Below are 15361 nucleotides of genomic sequence, written 5' to 3'. Positions count from 1 at the left end.
CTAGATCAGTTCCTCCAGCTCGAGCAGGGGACGTGGCGTGATGCGCGGGAGATCGTCCTGGCCGGTGCGCTCGACCCAGTGCCGGCGCCGCTGGAACACGGGCGGCGGCAGGGGCGTCCGTACGGCCGTCCGACCGGTCTCCTCGGGACCCACGGGTTCACGCAGGACGACGTGGCAGTTGGTGCCGCCGAAGCCGAACGCGCTGAGGCCGGCCCGCCGTACCCCGTGCCGGGGCTGCCAGGGCTCCAGCCGGTCCTGGATGCGGAACGGCGAGGTCTCGAAGGCGAAGCGCGGATTGGGGCGGTCGCAGTGCAGGGTGGGCGGCAGCTGCCGGTGCTGGAGGGACAGCACGATCTTCTGGAGGCCGGCCATGCCCGCCGCCATCAGCAGGTGCCCCACGTTCGACTTGACGCTGCCGACCCCGCAGAACTGGCGCTCGTCCGTGGACTGCGCGAACACGCCGGTCAGCGCCCGCAGTTCCATGGGGTCGCCGATCATGGTGCCGGTGCCGTGGGCCTCGACGTACGACACGCTCGCCGGGTCGGCGCCGGCCCGGCGCAGCGCCTCGCGGACGACGGCCTGCTGGGCGTCGGGGTTGGGGGTGGTCAGGCCCATGGTGCGGCCGTCGTTGTTCATGGCGGTCGACTCGATCACCGCGAGGACGCGGTCGCCGTCGGCGAGGGCGGCGGCCAGCGGCTTCACCAGGATCGCGCCGACGCCCTCGCCGGGCACGAAGCCGTTGGCGGACGCGTCGAAGACGTGGCAGGTGCCGTCGGGCGACAGGGCGCGGGCGGCGCTGAGCGAGAGGTACGGCGTCTCGTCCAGCAGCAGGTCGGCGCCGCCCACGACAGCCATCTCGCACTCCCCGAGCTCCAGCGCCTGCCGGGCGAGGTGCAGGCTGGACAGGGACGACGAACAGGCCGTGTCCACCACGAGGTTGGGGCCGCGCAGATCGTGCAGATGGGCGAGGTGGGCGGCGATGAAGTTCTGGTTGAGGCCGGTCGCGGTGGCCCGGCCGGGGACGGTGACGCGGTGCGCGTACGTGCTGGTGCCGGAGCCGACGTAGACGCCGACGGCCCGGCCGTTCAGCTCCTCGCCCCGGTAACCGGCGTCCGCGATGGCCGTCTCGGCGGTCTCCAGGAACAGCCGGGTCAGGGGGTCGACGTGCGCGGCGTCCGCCTCGGGGATGCCGAAGTAGGCGGGGTCGAAGTCCTCGATGTTGTCGAGGTAGCCGCCCCACTTGCTGATGCTCATGCCGGGCGCGTACTCGGGCGAGTAGCGCGAGGCCACGTCCCAGCGGCTGCGCGGCACCTCGCGGATGCCGGACCGGCCGTGGCGCAGCAGGTCCCAGAAGGCGGCGGTGTCGGGTGCGCCCGGGAACCGGCCGGCCATGCCGATGACGGCGAGGGGCATGCCGGGGGCGTGACCCGGGGTGTGGCCGGGGATGTGGCCGGGGGCCCGGTCGGCGGTCGGCGCGGACAGGGTGGTGGGGTGAGGCGCGGCGATGGGGGCCTCGTTGACGGGCTCGTCGGCGCCGGACCGCGGCTCGCCCGTGGGCTGTTCCGTGGCTGCGGGCGCGTCGGAGGCCCAGCGGGTGATGCCCTCGCGGTGGGCGTCGACCAGGTGGCGGGCGAGCCGTTCGACCGTGGGGTGTTCCAGGACGACGGACGGGTCGAGGGGTGCGGCGGTGGCGGCCTCCAGCCTGACGACGATGCTCGCGATGAGGATCGAGTCGACGCCGAGGTCGGCGAACGGCCGGTCGTGGGCGATGCGGTGGAGCGGCGTACCGAGCACCTCGGCGAGCACGTCCGCGACAAGGGCGGCGCAGCGCCCGACGAGGCGCGCGTCGTCCCCGGCCGGGGAGACGTCGCTTCCCTGAGCCGCCTGGACCGGCTGTCCCGCCTGTCCCGGCTGGACCGGCTGTCCCGGCTCGACCGCCTGTCCCGGCTGGACCGGCTGTCCCGGCTCGACCGCCTGTCCCGCCTGGACCGGCTGGACCGGCTGTCCCGTCGCCACCGCCGGCTGCCCGGGCCGTGCGGCGACCGCTGCGAGCGTCGCGTGCCCGTCGGTCGCCAACGCGGCGTCGAGCAGGGTGAGTCCGTCCTCGGGGCTCATGGGGGCCAGGCCCACCTCTCCGTAGCGGGGCGTGGTGACCTCGCCCATGCCGATGCCGGTCCAGCTGCCCCAGGCGAGGGACAGCCAGCGGGTGGCGCTGCCGCGGGCACGGGAGCGGGCCCGGGCGAACGCGGCGTAGTCGTCCAGGGCCGCGTTGGCGGCGGCGTAGTCGCTGAGGCCGACGGCGAGCTTCGGCATCCGCGCGGAGACGGAGGAGTAGAGGACGACGAAGTCGGGTTCGTCGTCGCCGAGGGCCCGGTCGAGCGCGGCCAGCGCCGGTCCCTTCGGCTCCCACGTCAGGTCGAACTCCTGCGGGGGCTTGTGCACGAAGGCGGGGGTGGGCGACACGGCGCCCGCGCAGTGCAGGACGCCCGCCGGCGCACCGAAGCGGGCGCGCACCTCGTCCAGGAAGCCGGCCAGTTCTCCGGGCGGACCGTGGCGCAGCAGCACGTGGGCTCCGGCCGCCTCCATGCGGGTGATCGCGGCCGTGCGGGGGGCCCACCAGTCGTCCGGCGTGGCGTGCTCCCAGCGCTCCCTCGGCGGCAGGGCGCGGCGGCCGGTGAGGGCGATCCGCCGTGCGCCGCGCGCGACGAGCAGTTCGGCGGCGGCGATCCCGAGGCCGCCCGTACCGCCGGTGATCACGTACGGCCGGTCGGCGGTCACGGCGAAGGTACCGAGGTGCCCGCCGCGTCCCGCGGCCGGTACGGGGACCGGCTCCAGGCCGCCGATGTGGCGCACGCCCCGGACGTAACGGATCTCGGCGCCCTCGGCCGCCGCCCCGGTGGCGAGACCGGCGGCGAGTTCGGCGGCGGCCAGCGCCACCGGACCCGGCAGCCCGTCCGGTACGGCGTCGTACTCGACGGTCACGGCGGTGACTGCGGCGTACTCCGCGCCGACGGCCCGCACACAGCCGGCCATCCGGGCAGCGGTGAGTACGGCGTCTCCTGGACCGGCGTTCCCGTTACCGGCATACCGGTTACCGGCGTACCCGTGTCCGGCGTACCCGTGTCCGGCGTTCCCGTTCCCGGCGCCTCCGTGCCCGGCGCCTCCGTGCCCGGCGCCTCCGTGCCCGGCGCCTCCGTGCCCGGCGCCTCCGTGCCCGGCGTCGACCGGTCGGTTCTCCGCCGTCGGCCGGACGTGGATCACGGTGACCGCGTGGTCCCGGGCCCGTGAGGCCAGCTGCTGGAGCAGGGCGATCCGGCCGGCGTGCCGGGGCGGCCGTCCCGGGGCGGCGAGGGCGTCGACCGCGTCGATGACGACGTCGAACGGCCCGTGCGCGGCCAGTTCACCGCTCAGCGCCTCGCGGATGCGCTCCCGGTCGCCGAGATCGGCCTCCACGGTGCGGGCGCACGGCAGCGGCAGGGGTGAGGGCTCGCGCAGGACGACGACGTCGTGTCCGTCCAGCCCGGCCAGTTCCTCGGCCAGTCCGGCGTCGGCCTCGGCACCCACGACCACGAGGGTGGTGAGGCGCCGCCCGGCGGGCACGGACACGCCCCGGGCGGGCGCGGGCGTCCAGGTGCGAGCGAGCAGCCGCAGGGACGACGTACCGGACTCCTCCGCGGAGGGCGCAGGAGCTGTCGGAGTCACCACGGCTGCCGGCCCGTACCGGTGGGAGTGGTCGAACGGGCGGGCCGGGAAAGGCACGCGGCGTCGCCCCGGTTCGACCGGCCAGGAGACGTCGTCCCCGGCGACCCACCGACGAGCCGCCTGGTGCGGTTCCCGGCCCGCCCCTGCCTCGGCCCCGGCCTCGGTCTCGGCCCCGGCTTCGGTCTCGGCCCCGGCTTCGGTCCCGGTGTGCAACCCCGGCGCCGTACGGCCGTCGAGGAAGGCGTCGAGGGCGGCCAGGGCCTCCGCACGGCCGGGCACGACGAGCGCCAGGCGGGCACGCAGCGGGTCGCGTGCGACGCGCGACGTGTACGCGAGGTCGGCGAAGTCCTCGCGCCCGTCCCGCAGTTCGTCGCGCAGCACCCGCGCGTGGGCACGCAGCCGGTCGTCGTCGGGCGCGGACAGGACGAGGACGTGATCCCCGCCGGAGCCGGGCCGCGTGGCCCGCGCCACCGGAGCGGGCGGCTCCTCCACGACCACATGGGCGTTGGCCCCGCCGAAGCCGAAGGCACTGATCCCGGCGCGCAGCGGCAGGGGAGCGCCGGAGGCGTCGACGGGCCGCCACCGCCGGGCCTCGCGCAGGACGTGGAACGGCGTGCCGTCGAGCCGCAGATGAGGGTTGGCCCGCTCCCCCACGGCGTTCGGCGGGAGGGTGCGGTGGCGCAGCGCGAGCAGCACCTTGAGCAGCCCGGCGACGCCCGCGGCGGACTCCAGGTGCCCGATGTTCGCCTTCACCGCGCCCAGATGGCACCAGGGCCCCCGTCCCTCGGCACGCGTGCCGGGCCGGTCGAAGGCGGCGGTCAGGCCCGCGATCTCGATGGGGTCGCCGAGCCGCGTCCCGGTGCCGTGCGTCTCGACGTACGTGACGGTGCGCGGGTCGACGCCGGCGCGGTCCAGCGCGGCGGTGACCACCTCGGCCTGGGCCTCTGGGCGGGGCGCGGTCAGGGAGTGGGCCCGGCCGCCGTGGTTCACGGCGCTGCCCCGGACGACGGCACGGATCGGGTCGCCGTCGGCCAGGGCCCGGTCCAGCGGTTTGAGGACGACGACGCCGACGCCCTCGCCCCGTACGAAACCGTCGGCCCGTTCGTCGAAGGTCCAGCAGCGGCCGGTCGGCGAGAGCATCCCGGCCTGGCCCAGCGAGTCGAACCACGCCGGCGAGAACAGCGCGTTCACCCCACCGGTGACGGCGAGTTCGCACTCCCCCGCCTCCAGCGCGGCCAGCGCCCGGTGCAGCGCCGTCAGCGAGCTGGAGCAGGCGGTGTCGACCACCTCGCTCGGGCCGCGCAGGTCCAGCAGGTACGACAGGCGGTTGGCGATGACGCTCTGGACGTGGCCGGTGATGCTGTGGGCGGCGACCTCCTCGCCGGCCCGGCCGAGCAGGTCGGCGTAGTCGGACAGGGTGGCGCCGACGAACACGCCGGTGCGGCTGCCGGCGAGGGACGACGGGCGGATCGCGGCGTCCTCGACGGCGTGCCACGCGGCTTCCAGGAACAGCCGCTGCTGGGGGTCCATCAGGCGGGCCTCGCGGGGCGAGACCGCGAAGAACTCGGCGTCGAACGCGAGGATGTCGTCCAGGAATCCGCCGGCCGGCACGGAACCGCCGAAGCGGTCCCCGGGCGCGGGCACGACGAGGTCGTGGCCCTCGATCAGATGGGCCCAGTAGGCGTCCAGGTCCGGCGACCCGGGCAGCCGGCCGGCCATGCCGATGACGGCGACCGGGGGCATGGTGCCGGGACGCACGGGGTCGGCGTGCGGAGGAACGACGGGTGCGGGGACGGCGGCCGTGGGGCGGGACTCGGTGACCGGTGCGACGGAGGCGGCCGCCGCGGACACCACGGGCTCCGCGGGCGCAGCGGGCTCCGCGGGCGCAGCGGGCTCCGTGGACTCCACGGGCTCCACAGCCGCAGCCGCAGCCGCCAGAGCAGGCTCCGCGCTCTCCAGCAGCGCCGACGTCAACGCCTCGACGGTCGAGTGCTGGTAGAAGACCACCGGTGTGAGCGCGAGCCCCAGGCGGTCGTTGAGGCGGTTGGCGAAGTCGGTGAACAGCAGGGAGTTGAAGCCGTAGTCGCCGAACTCGGCCGTGTCGCGGACCTGTTCGGCCGGGACTTTGACCAGCCCGGCCGCCTCCTCGCGCAGCAGGTCCCGCAACAGGTCACGCAGCCGGTCCCTCATGACGGGTCTCCCGGCACGGCTCGGCTCTCCCTGCCCGCCGGTCGCCGCAACCCCCTCGGCCGTTCCGGCGAGCGCCGCGCCGATCCGTTCCTGGTGGCCGAAGCCGACCAGGACACGCGACCGGCCGAGACGCAGCGCGTCCTCCAGGGCGGCGAGCGCGGCCGGTGTGTCGATGGGGGTGAGTCCGGTCGTCGTCTCGGTCAGGCGGCGGACGGCGGCCGGCATCTCCATCCCGCCGTCCCGCCACAGCGGCCAGGCGACGGACACGGACCGTCCGGACCGCTCGCCCCGCGCCACGAGGGACGCGCGGTGCTCCGCGAACGCGTCGAGGAAGCGGTTGGCGGCGCAGTACGACGTCTGCCCGGCGTTGCCCAGGGTGCCGACGAACGACGACATCAGCAGGAAGAAGTCCAGCGGGTCCCCGGCGGTGGCCGCGTCCAGGGCGACGGTGCCCCAGGTCTTGGGCGCCAGGACGGCGCGCATCTCGTCCGCCGTACGGTCGCGCGCGGCACCGTCGCCCAGCACCCCGGCCGCGTGGATCACGCCGTGGACGGGGCCGTACGCCTCGCGCGCGTCGGCGAGGGCGGCGGCGAGGGCGGCCGGGTCCGTCACGTCGGCCCGCAGCTGCCGGACCGCGCCCCCGCTCCGCGCCGCCGGGCGCGGCAGGGCGTCGCCGGGGCCGGTGTCCGCGCCGGAGCGGCTCAGCCAGGTCACCCGCGCCGCCCAGCGCTCGACGAGGTGGGCGGTCAGCAGGCGTCCGACGCCTCCCGCGCCGCCGGTGACGACGTAGTGTCCCCCGTGCCGCAGGGGCGGCGCCTGTCCGGCGGGGACGGTGGCGCGGCTCCAGGCGCGGACGAGGTGGTCGGCGTCGTCGACCAGCAGTTCCGGCGCGCCGGTCGCGAGGAGGGACAGCACCTGGGCGAGGCCCGGTTCGCCGGAGTCGATCTCGCACCGCACCGAGCGGAAGCCGGGGACCTCGCGCTCCAGGGCGCGCCCGAACCCGACGATCAGGGCGGCGGCCGGTCCCGCCCACTCGGGCGGGGTGAGAGTGACGTAGGTGAGGGAGCGGCCGTCGCCGGCGAGACCGGCCAGGGTGTCGAGGGTGTCGGTCGCCCCGGTCAGCGACGCGCCGAAGGGCTCGGCCGCACGGTCGAGGGCGCGGCGGTCGACCACGACGGCGTGCCGGACACCGCGGACCAGGCCCGTGACCTCCCGGGGACGGGCGACCCGGTGGTCGGCGTCCCGCGCCCAGTCCGGGGTGCCGCCGACGACGATGACGGTGGCGTCCTGCGGCAGGTCCGCCGCGGGTACCTCGACGGGCGTCCAGTCGGGGACGTGGAGTTCGGCGCGGCGCCGCTCCGCACCCTGCGGGCTGGACGCGTCCGGCGTGGCCGGCGCGTCCGGTGTGCTCGGCACAGTCGGCGTCACCGTCGTAGCAGTCGTGGCCGACGTGGCCGGCCGGGACGCGGCGCCGCCCCGGGGCAGCCAGTGCCGCGCCCGGGCGAACGGGTAGCCCGGCAGGGACACCCGCCTGCCGCCACCGGCCGGCCGCAGGAGGTCCCGCCAGTCGAGCCGGGCGCCCTGGCACCAGAGCCGGGCGAGCTTGGCCAACTCGCCGCGCCGGGCGAGGGCGTTGAGGACTTCGGTGGCGCCCGGCGTGCCGTCGAAGACGTCGCCGAGGCGGCCTCCGTCGTCCAGCCGGCCGAGCGTCGCCCCGGCGGTGTCCCGCACCGCCTCGCGCAGGTCCCGTCCCGGAGTGGCGAGTTGCTCCAGGCGGTCGGCGAGTTCACCCAGTCCGGTGACGACGAGCGCGAGCCGCGTGTCGAAGTGCTCGCGCCCCTCGCGGAGCGTGAACGCGACGTCGGCGAGGCGGAGTTCGGGGCCGGCGGCGCGCAGCCGGGCGGCGAGCCGCGCGCAGGAAAGGCGCAGCGTCTCCTCGTCCCGCGCGGACAGCACGACGAGTTCGGCCGGAGCTCCGGCCGGTGCCGCGCCTGCCGGGGGCGTCGGCGGCGCCTCCTCGACGACGAGGTGCACGTTGACGCCGCCCGCGCCGAAGGAGCTGAGCGCGGCGACGCGCGGGGCGCCGTCGGGGGCGGCGGGCCAGGCGGCCGTGGACTGCTGGACGTGGAACGGCGTGGCCGCGAAGTCGATGTCAGGGTTGAGGCGTTGGGAGTGCAGGGACGGCACGAGGGTGCGGTGCCGCAGTTGCAGGAGCACCTTGGTCAGTCCGGCCAGCGCGGCGGCGGCCTCGGTGTGCCCGATGTTGCCCTTGATGCTGCCGACGGGGATCGTCGCCGGGGTGCGTACGGACGCGTAGGCCTTGCTCAGGCCGCGGATCTCGATGGGGTCGCCGAGCGGGGTGCCGGTGCCGTGGGCCTCGACGTATCCGACGGCGGCCGGGTCGGTGCCGGCCCTGCGCAGGGTACGGGAGATGAGGTCGGCCTGCGCCTGGGGGCTGGGCACGGTGAAGCCGTTGGTGCGTCCGTCGCTGTTGGCGCCGACGGCGCGGATGACGCCGTAGACGTGGTCGCCGTCGGCGAGCGCGTCGCGCAGGGGGCGCAGCAGTACGGCGCCGACGCCCTCGCTGGTGACCATGCCGTCCGCGTCGGCGCCGAAGGGCATGCACCGGCCGGTGCGCGAGATCATGCCGAGCTGGGCGTACTGGATGCGGCGGGCCGGGTGCAGGATCAGGTTGACCCCGCCGGCGAGCGCGGCGGAGACGGTCCCGGCGCGGATCGCGTCGCAGGCGAGCTGCAGGGCCACGCCCGACCCGGAGCAGGCCGTGTCGACAGCGACGCTCGGCCCCGTGAAGTCCATGAAGTACGAGACGCGGTTGGCGATCTGGTAGAGGTCGCTGTTCGGGTAGCGGCTGTGGCCGTCCAGGGCCGCGTTGGCGCTCAGCACGGCGTAGTCCGGGCCCATGGAGGCGACGTAGACGCCGACGTCACGTCCCAGACCGGCGGGGGTGTGCCCGGCGTCCTGGACCGCGTGGTAGGCGGTCTGGAGGAAGAGGCGCTGCTGCGGGTCCATCGTCTCCGCCTCGCTCGGGGCGAGTTGGAAGAACAGCGCGTCGAACTCGTCCACGCCGTCGAGGAGTCCGCCGGCGGAGCTGTACGTGCGGGCCGGGCCGCCGTCCGGGTCGACCACGTCCCGGCGCTCCCAGCGCTCGGCGACGTCACCGAGCGACTCGGCACCCGCCTTGAGGTTCTCCCACAACTGCGTGATGTCATCGGCGCCCGGGTAGCGGCCGGCGATCCCGACCACGGCGATGCCGTCGTCGTCCGGACGGTCGAAGACGCGGGCGAGCGGCGCGGACGCGGCGGGGACCGGGGGCGCTGCCTCGGACACGGCCGCGGGCGCCGTGGGTGGAAGCCCGGGGCTCGCGGCGGCGGGCGTGGACGGTGCCAGGGCCCGCGCGACGGCTCCGAGGGTCCGGTGCTCGAAGAACAGCGTCTTCGGCAGCCGGCCGAAGTCCTTCTCCAGGGCGACCGTCGCGTCCACGATCTCCAGGGACTCCAGCTGCAGCGACTCCAGCGTGGTGTCCGGGGTGAGACCGGCGGCCGGGATCCGCTTGAGCCGGCTCACCACGGCCCGTACGGCGTCGAACGGATCACGCCCGCCGCCCCCGCGCTCGGCCTCCGGCTCGTGTGCGCCGGTGACCGCGCCGTGCAGCGCGGTCATGTCGGTCAGGTCGGAGGCCAGGTGCGCCAGTGCGGCACGCCGGGCGGCGTCGGCGGTCGGGCTGCCGCCGGCCGGTGCCGCCGGACGACGCCCGGCCGACGCGTCCTGCGGCGACGGCCCGTCGTCGGGCCGGAACTCCAGCTCGGCGAGGCGCCCGAGCGGCGCCCGGTGCAGCCGCGCCCCGCCCTCTCCGTCCACGGCCTCGCCCATGGCGGCCTCGAAGAACGTCCGCGCGGGCGTGTTCCGTTCGGTCGGCCGGTGCTCGGCGGCGAGGACGGTGGGCCCGCCCTCGGTGGTGGCGGCGCGGGCCACTTCGGCCAGGAACGCGTGCTCCACGCCCCGCCCGAGGACACGGCAGCTCAGCAGGAACGTGTCCAGGCGGACCTCGTCGCCTTCGGCGCGGGTCACGGCGGCGCCCACCAGCCCGTAGTCGCCGAACCGGTCGCCGACCTCGGCCACCCAGCACCGGGCGCCGTCGGCGAGCACGGCGCGCAGTTCCGCCTCGGTCCTGCGCAGCGGCGCCAGGTTGAACTGGTTGGTGCGCTGGGTGAGTTGGGCGACGCGGGCCAGTTGGCCGTCGCGGGCCTCGTGGACGTCGACGCGCAGCCCGAGTCCGGCGATGAAGCCCGCGAGGGACGGCGCCGCGTCGCGGGCCTCCTCCCGGCGGCGGGCCGCGCGGTACATCTCGGTGCGCCTGCGGTCCTCCTCGGTGACCTGCGTGCGGTCGAAGGCCCAGAGCCGGGCGAGGAACCCGGCCCAGTCCGCCTCGTCGGCGGGCAGTTGGAGCGCGAGCACCTGCGGCTGCGCGGCGCGTACGGCCGCGATCTCCACGGGGTTGTCGTCGAGGAAGACGAACGAGTCGAGGCCGACGCCGAGTTCGGCGGCCAGCGCGCCGATGTTGCCGGCCTTGGCGTTCCAGTCGACGCGGCGGGCGGCGACGTGTTCGGGGCGCAGCGGCATGTCCGGGCGCAGCCGGAACACCTCGTCGACGTCCTCGGCGGAGTTCTTGCTGGCCAGGCAGACAAGGACGCCCTCGTCGTGCCGTCGTACGGCCCACTCCTGGAGCAGGCGGTGGGCGTCGCCCAGCTCCACCCCGAGGGGGCCGTCCTCGCCGCAGACGCCGCGCCACAGGGTGTTGTCGCAGTCGAGGACGAGCACCTTGTACGGGCGGCCCAGCAGGGCGTGCACGGTGCGGGCGACGGACGTGCCGAGTGCCGTGCAGGCCTGCGGCGTGTACGGGATGTGCGCGTGCTCCTCGCGCGCCGCGTCGTGGTGGTCGGCCACCCAGTGGCCGTCGCCCCGGTCCTCGATCCGGGTCAGGTGCAGGCCTCGGACACCGTCGAGGGCCCGCCACAGGCGGTCCTCCAGGGCGCGGAGGGCGGCCCCGCGGCGGGCGAGGGCGGGCGGCGACGGCGGGCAGAGCGCGACGAGGAGCGGTACCGAGAGGCGCGCCGCCGCCGTGCGGGCCGCGGCGGCGAACTCGTCGGCGGTGCGCTCGCCGTCGGCGCCCTCCGGCCAGTCCTCCACGCGCACGAGCACCGCGTCGCAGCCGCGCCGGTTCGTGGCGAACGCGCCGGCCGGGTCCAGGAGTTCCTGGAAGACCTGGCCGTACGCCGCCGGCCGCACGGCCAGGTCGAGCCCGAGCCGCTCGCACCAGTGGGCGAGGACGGGGTGCAGGGGATCGGTGGTGAAGGTGGCCGCGACGACGAGACTCCCGCCGGCCCCGGCCCCGGCCCCGGCATCAGCACCCGCACCCGTGTCCACATCCACACCAGCACCAGCACCAGCACCAGCACCAGCGGAGTCATCCGCCTGGCGCGGCTCGGGCACGTCGAAGTCGGCCAGTACCTCGGTGGTGCCCGGCGCCACTCCGCGCGCGACGCGTCGTACGACGGCGGCGGCGACGGGCTCGACCGCCAGGGCGCTGTCGTCGGCGACGCTGTCGGCGAAGGTGGTGGCCAGGCGCGGCGGGCGGACGACGAGGGCGGCCAGCTCGGGGCTGTCGACGACGACCGCCTCCGTGAGCCCTTCCAGCGCCCGTTTCGCGGCCGTGTAGTGGGCCAGGCCGCGGTGCGGTGTGCGGGCGTAGGCCGAGGACACGGCGACCACGAGGCCGCCGTCGCCCATGTGCCCGGCGAACGCGGCGAGCGGTGCCTGGGCGAGCCGCAGGGCCGCCGTCACGTGGTCGCCGGCCCGGTCGGCCGTGTCCGGGTGCACGTCCATCGGCCGGGCGGGCGGGCCCGCGTTGAGGATCAGGAGGTCGGGGGTCCCGCCGCTCTCCCGCACGGCGCGCCGCAGTTCGTCGCACCAGGCGGGGTCCGCGACGTCCCCGCGGTGCAGGTGGACGCGGCCGCCGTCGGGGCCGAGCGCGGCGACGAGCGCCTCGGCCTCGGCGGCGCTGTCCCGGTAGGCGAGGTGGACGGTGGCGCCGGACAGGGCGAGTGCCTGGACGAGTGCCGCGCCGAGTCCGCGGCTGCCGCCGCACACGACGGCGGTCCTGCCCCGCAGGCCGCCGTCGGCGGGCAGCAGGGCGCGCAGCCGGTCCGGGTCCGGTGCGTCGGTCTCGCGGCGGGCGAAGACACGGACCTCCACGTGGGCCGTGCTGTGCCCGGCGGTCACGTCGCCCGTGAGCCGCACGGAGCGGTAGCGCGGGTCGACGTCGGCGAGGACCGCCCGCGCGGAGAAGCCCCGTCGTGCGGCGAGGGGTTCGAAGTCGGCGTCGATGCCGCTGACGAGCGCGGCGCGGCCGGGCGCCTCCATGCCGGCCAGCTGGCTCGCCCAGGCCAGCACGGCGACGTGGTCCACGCCCACTCCCCGGTCCGCGAGCCCTTCCGCGTCCACGAGGCCGCGGAGCGCCTGCCAGTCGGGGCGGTAGTGGGTGCCGAGCCGGGCGCCGGGGGCGAGTCCGGTCACCGGTGTGCGGGCGGCCTCGGCCGTGAACCGGTGCCGGGCGGGCCTCGCGGGCGGCGCGTGCACGGTGCCTTCGGCGTACCGGGTCTCGATCTCGGCGAGGGTGCGGCGGCCGTCCAGGACGCGTACGCGGGACGGACCGCCGGGAGTGTGCTCGGCCTCCCAGCGGTAGAGCTGGTCCGGGTAGACCGGTCCGGGAAAGCGCGCGCGGAGGGAGGCCAGGCGCCGTCCGGAGCCGGGCGCGGGGGCCAGGGCCAGGGCGCGGAGCACGCACAGCGCCCCGTGCGCCACCGGCTGCCCGAAGGGTGTCCGGCGGGCGTACGTCTCGTCGACGTGCAGCGGGCTGTGGTCGCCGCCCGCCTCCGCGAAGGCCAGGACATCTGCTCGCGTGACGCGGAAGTCACCCGTGACGACGTTCGGCTTCATGCGCCGTTGTTCCTCCAGTCCGGTCTTTCTGCAGTCCGGTCTTCTCGGCAGTCCTGGCGTCGCGGCCCGTCAGCCGTGCGCCGGTTCGGCCTCGCGTGCCGCGCGGATGCGCCGGGTCAGGCCGGTGAGCACGTTGCCGGGGCCGATCTCCCGCAGGTCGGGGTCGGGCAGCGTGAGCAGGTGGTGCACGGTGTCGGTCCACCTGACGGGGGACCACAGCTGGCGGCAGAGCAGGTCGCGGATCTCGTGGTCGGCGTAGGGCCGGGCGGTCGCGTTGGCGACGACGGGGATCTTGAGGCGGCCGAAGACGTAGCCGTCGAGGAACCGGGCGAAGCGTTCGGCGGCCGGGCGCATGCCCCGCGAGTGGAAGGCGCCGCTGACGGCGAGCGGGACGACCGTGCTCGCCCGCGCGGACAGTGCCTTGGACACCCTGCGCACGGCTTCGGTCCCGCCGGAGACGACGATCTGGTCCGGGGCGTTGAGGTTGGCGAGGTCGACGTCGCCGCCCTCGGCCGCGAGGACGTCCCGTACGGCGGACTCGTCGAGGCCGATGACGGCGGCCATGGCGCCGGGGCCGGCGTCGGCCATGAGGGCGGCGCGCCGGGCGACGATCTCCAGGCCGGTGCGGAAGTCGAAGGCGCCTGCGGCGAACAGCGCGGCGTACTCCCCCAGGCTGTGTCCGGCGACCACGTCGGGGATGACGCCCGTTCTGCGCACCGCGTCCAGGTAGGCGAGGGCGTCGACGACGTAGACGGCGGGCTGGGTGTAGCGGGTGTCGGACAGGCGTTCCGGCGGGCCGTTCAGGCACAGGTCGGCGACCGAGTAGCCGAGCGCCGCGTCGGCCTGGCGGACCAGGTTGGGGTACGTCGCCAGCAACTCGGCTCCCATGCCGACGCGTTGGGAACCCTGTCCGGCGAAGAGGTGGGCGACGGTCACATCGGGCTCCCGTGGGGTGCGGTGGTGAGGCCGGCGAGCCGTGCCGTGAGGACGTCGGCCGCCCCGCGCATCAGCAGCTCGGCCAGCTCGTCGACGTGTCGGTCGCGCCAGTGCTCCAGGTCGGTGCCCCGCAGGCGGGAGTTGAGGGCGCCGAGCGCGGGGCCGCAGTTGATCTGGTAGTCGACCTGGTGCTCCTCGGAGCCGCTCATGGCGAGCCGGATCGACTGCACGAAGTAGGCCTTGAAGACGAGCAGCATCTTGTGTTTCGGGTCCCGCTCGGCGCGGGCCAGCGACTCGGGGTTGGCCTGCGCGTAGTAGGCGCGGGTCTCCTCCCACACCTGCTCGAACGTCCGCCGGAAGTAGCGGCGCTGGAGCTGGTCGGCGGTGCGTTCGTCGAGGTCGTCCAGCGAGTCGTGGCGGCGGTAGAGCTCGTAGAGCCGGTTGGCGCGGGCCGGGTAGAACAGTCCGCGGCGCAGGACCTGGGCGCGGGCGCCGGTCTCCAGCATGTCGCCGGCCGGGACGACGGTCATGTCCTGGACCTCGGCCTGCTGGAGCATGTCCTTCACGCGGTCGCTGGTGCCGCACTCGGCGGTGCACTGGTTGATGCTGCCGGTGAGCACGAAGTCCGCGCCCAGCACGAACGCGGCGGCCACCGCCTCCGGTACGCCGAGCCCGCCCGCCGCGCCGACCCGCACCCGTCCGGCGGCGGGGAAGCGGGCGGCGGCGTGGTCGCGCTGGCGCACGGTGTCGGGCAGCAGCACGACGAGTTGCCGCTGGTCGGTGTGGCCGCCGGAGTCGGCCTCGGCGCACAGGTCGTCGGCGAGGGTGACACGCTGGGCCAGGGCCGCCTCCTCGGCGGTGACGGCTCCCTCGGCCAGCAGTTCCTCGACGAGGTGCCGCGGGGGCGGTTCGAGGAAGTACTGCGCGACTTCGGGTCTGGACACCTTGGCCATGACGCGGTGCGGCACGTGCACGGAACCGTCGGGTGCCGTGCGCAGGCCGCTGATCCGGTACTGGACCAGCGGCCGGGTCGGGACGATGAACGAGGCCGCCTCGACCCGGCGGACCCGGTGCTCCAGGAACAGCCGTACCTGTTCCTGCTCCTTGGCGGGGTTCTCGTGCGAGGCGAGGAGGTTGGCTCCCCACGGGCCGTCGCCGATCTCCCGCTGGAAGCGCCGTACGGCGGCGACGACCCGGTCGGCGCGCAGGCCGCCGGTGCCGAAGTAGGCGAGGAGGCCGGCCCTGCCCATCCGTACGACGAGGTCCTCGGAGGCCACCGCCTTGTACATCGAGCCGGCCGCGTAGGCGTAGCGGACGCCGTGGTCGGCGCGGAAGGCCGCGCTGCCCAGGGCTTCCGCGCCGATGCGGCCGGGGGCCCCGGCCGTCCGGCCGGCCCGCACGAGCGATGTGGTCATCTGTACCCGTCCCGTCTGTGCCGTGTCCGGACGTCGTCGGCGTGCGGCCCCGGGATCCGGGGCCCTCGCCCTGGCCGTGCGCCCCGCAGGTGCGGCGGGTG

3 protein-coding genes are annotated in these 15361 nt (G+C 75.9%); all 3 read right to left on the bottom strand.

Translation table 11 applies throughout. The features are described 5' to 3' along the window. The 3 genes from ACZ7D7_RS09770 to ACZ7D7_RS09760 all read right to left on the bottom strand — a co-directional run bounded on the left by ACZ7D7_RS09770 (position 1) and on the right by ACZ7D7_RS09760 (position 15260). Positions 1 to 12909, bottom strand: coding sequence for an SDR family NAD(P)-dependent oxidoreductase (locus tag ACZ7D7_RS09770; protein ID WP_470823452.1), 12909 nt, complete (start codon positions 12907 to 12909; stop codon positions 1 to 3). A 69-nt stretch (positions 12910 to 12978) separates the two neighbouring features. Beyond that, complete coding sequence (gene fabD / locus ACZ7D7_RS09765; RefSeq protein WP_470823451.1) at positions 12979 to 13845, bottom strand: ACP S-malonyltransferase; 867 nt, start codon at positions 13843 to 13845, stop codon at positions 12979 to 12981. Beyond that, complete coding sequence (locus ACZ7D7_RS09760; protein WP_470823450.1) at positions 13842 to 15260, bottom strand: PfaD family polyunsaturated fatty acid/polyketide biosynthesis protein; 1419 nt, start codon at positions 15258 to 15260, stop codon at positions 13842 to 13844. Before ACZ7D7_RS09760 ends, fabD begins: the two co-directional genes overlap by 4 nt. Between the last annotated feature and the right edge of the window lie 101 nt (positions 15261 to 15361).

Source organism: Streptomyces sp. NPDC037054 (assembly GCF_055606745.1).
Note: the sequence above shows the minus strand (reverse complement) of the source record. Positions and strands in the feature narration are given on the sequence as shown.

Excerpts from the sequence above, each read along its gene's own strand:
- ACZ7D7_RS09760 (WP_470823450.1), bottom strand. The coding sequence starts at position 15,260 with ATGACCACATCGCTCGTGCGGGCCGGCCGGACGGCCGGGGCCCCCGGC.
- ACZ7D7_RS09770 (WP_470823452.1), bottom strand. The coding sequence starts at position 12,909 with ATGAAGCCGAACGTCGTCACGGGTGACTTCCGCGTCACGCGAGCAGAT.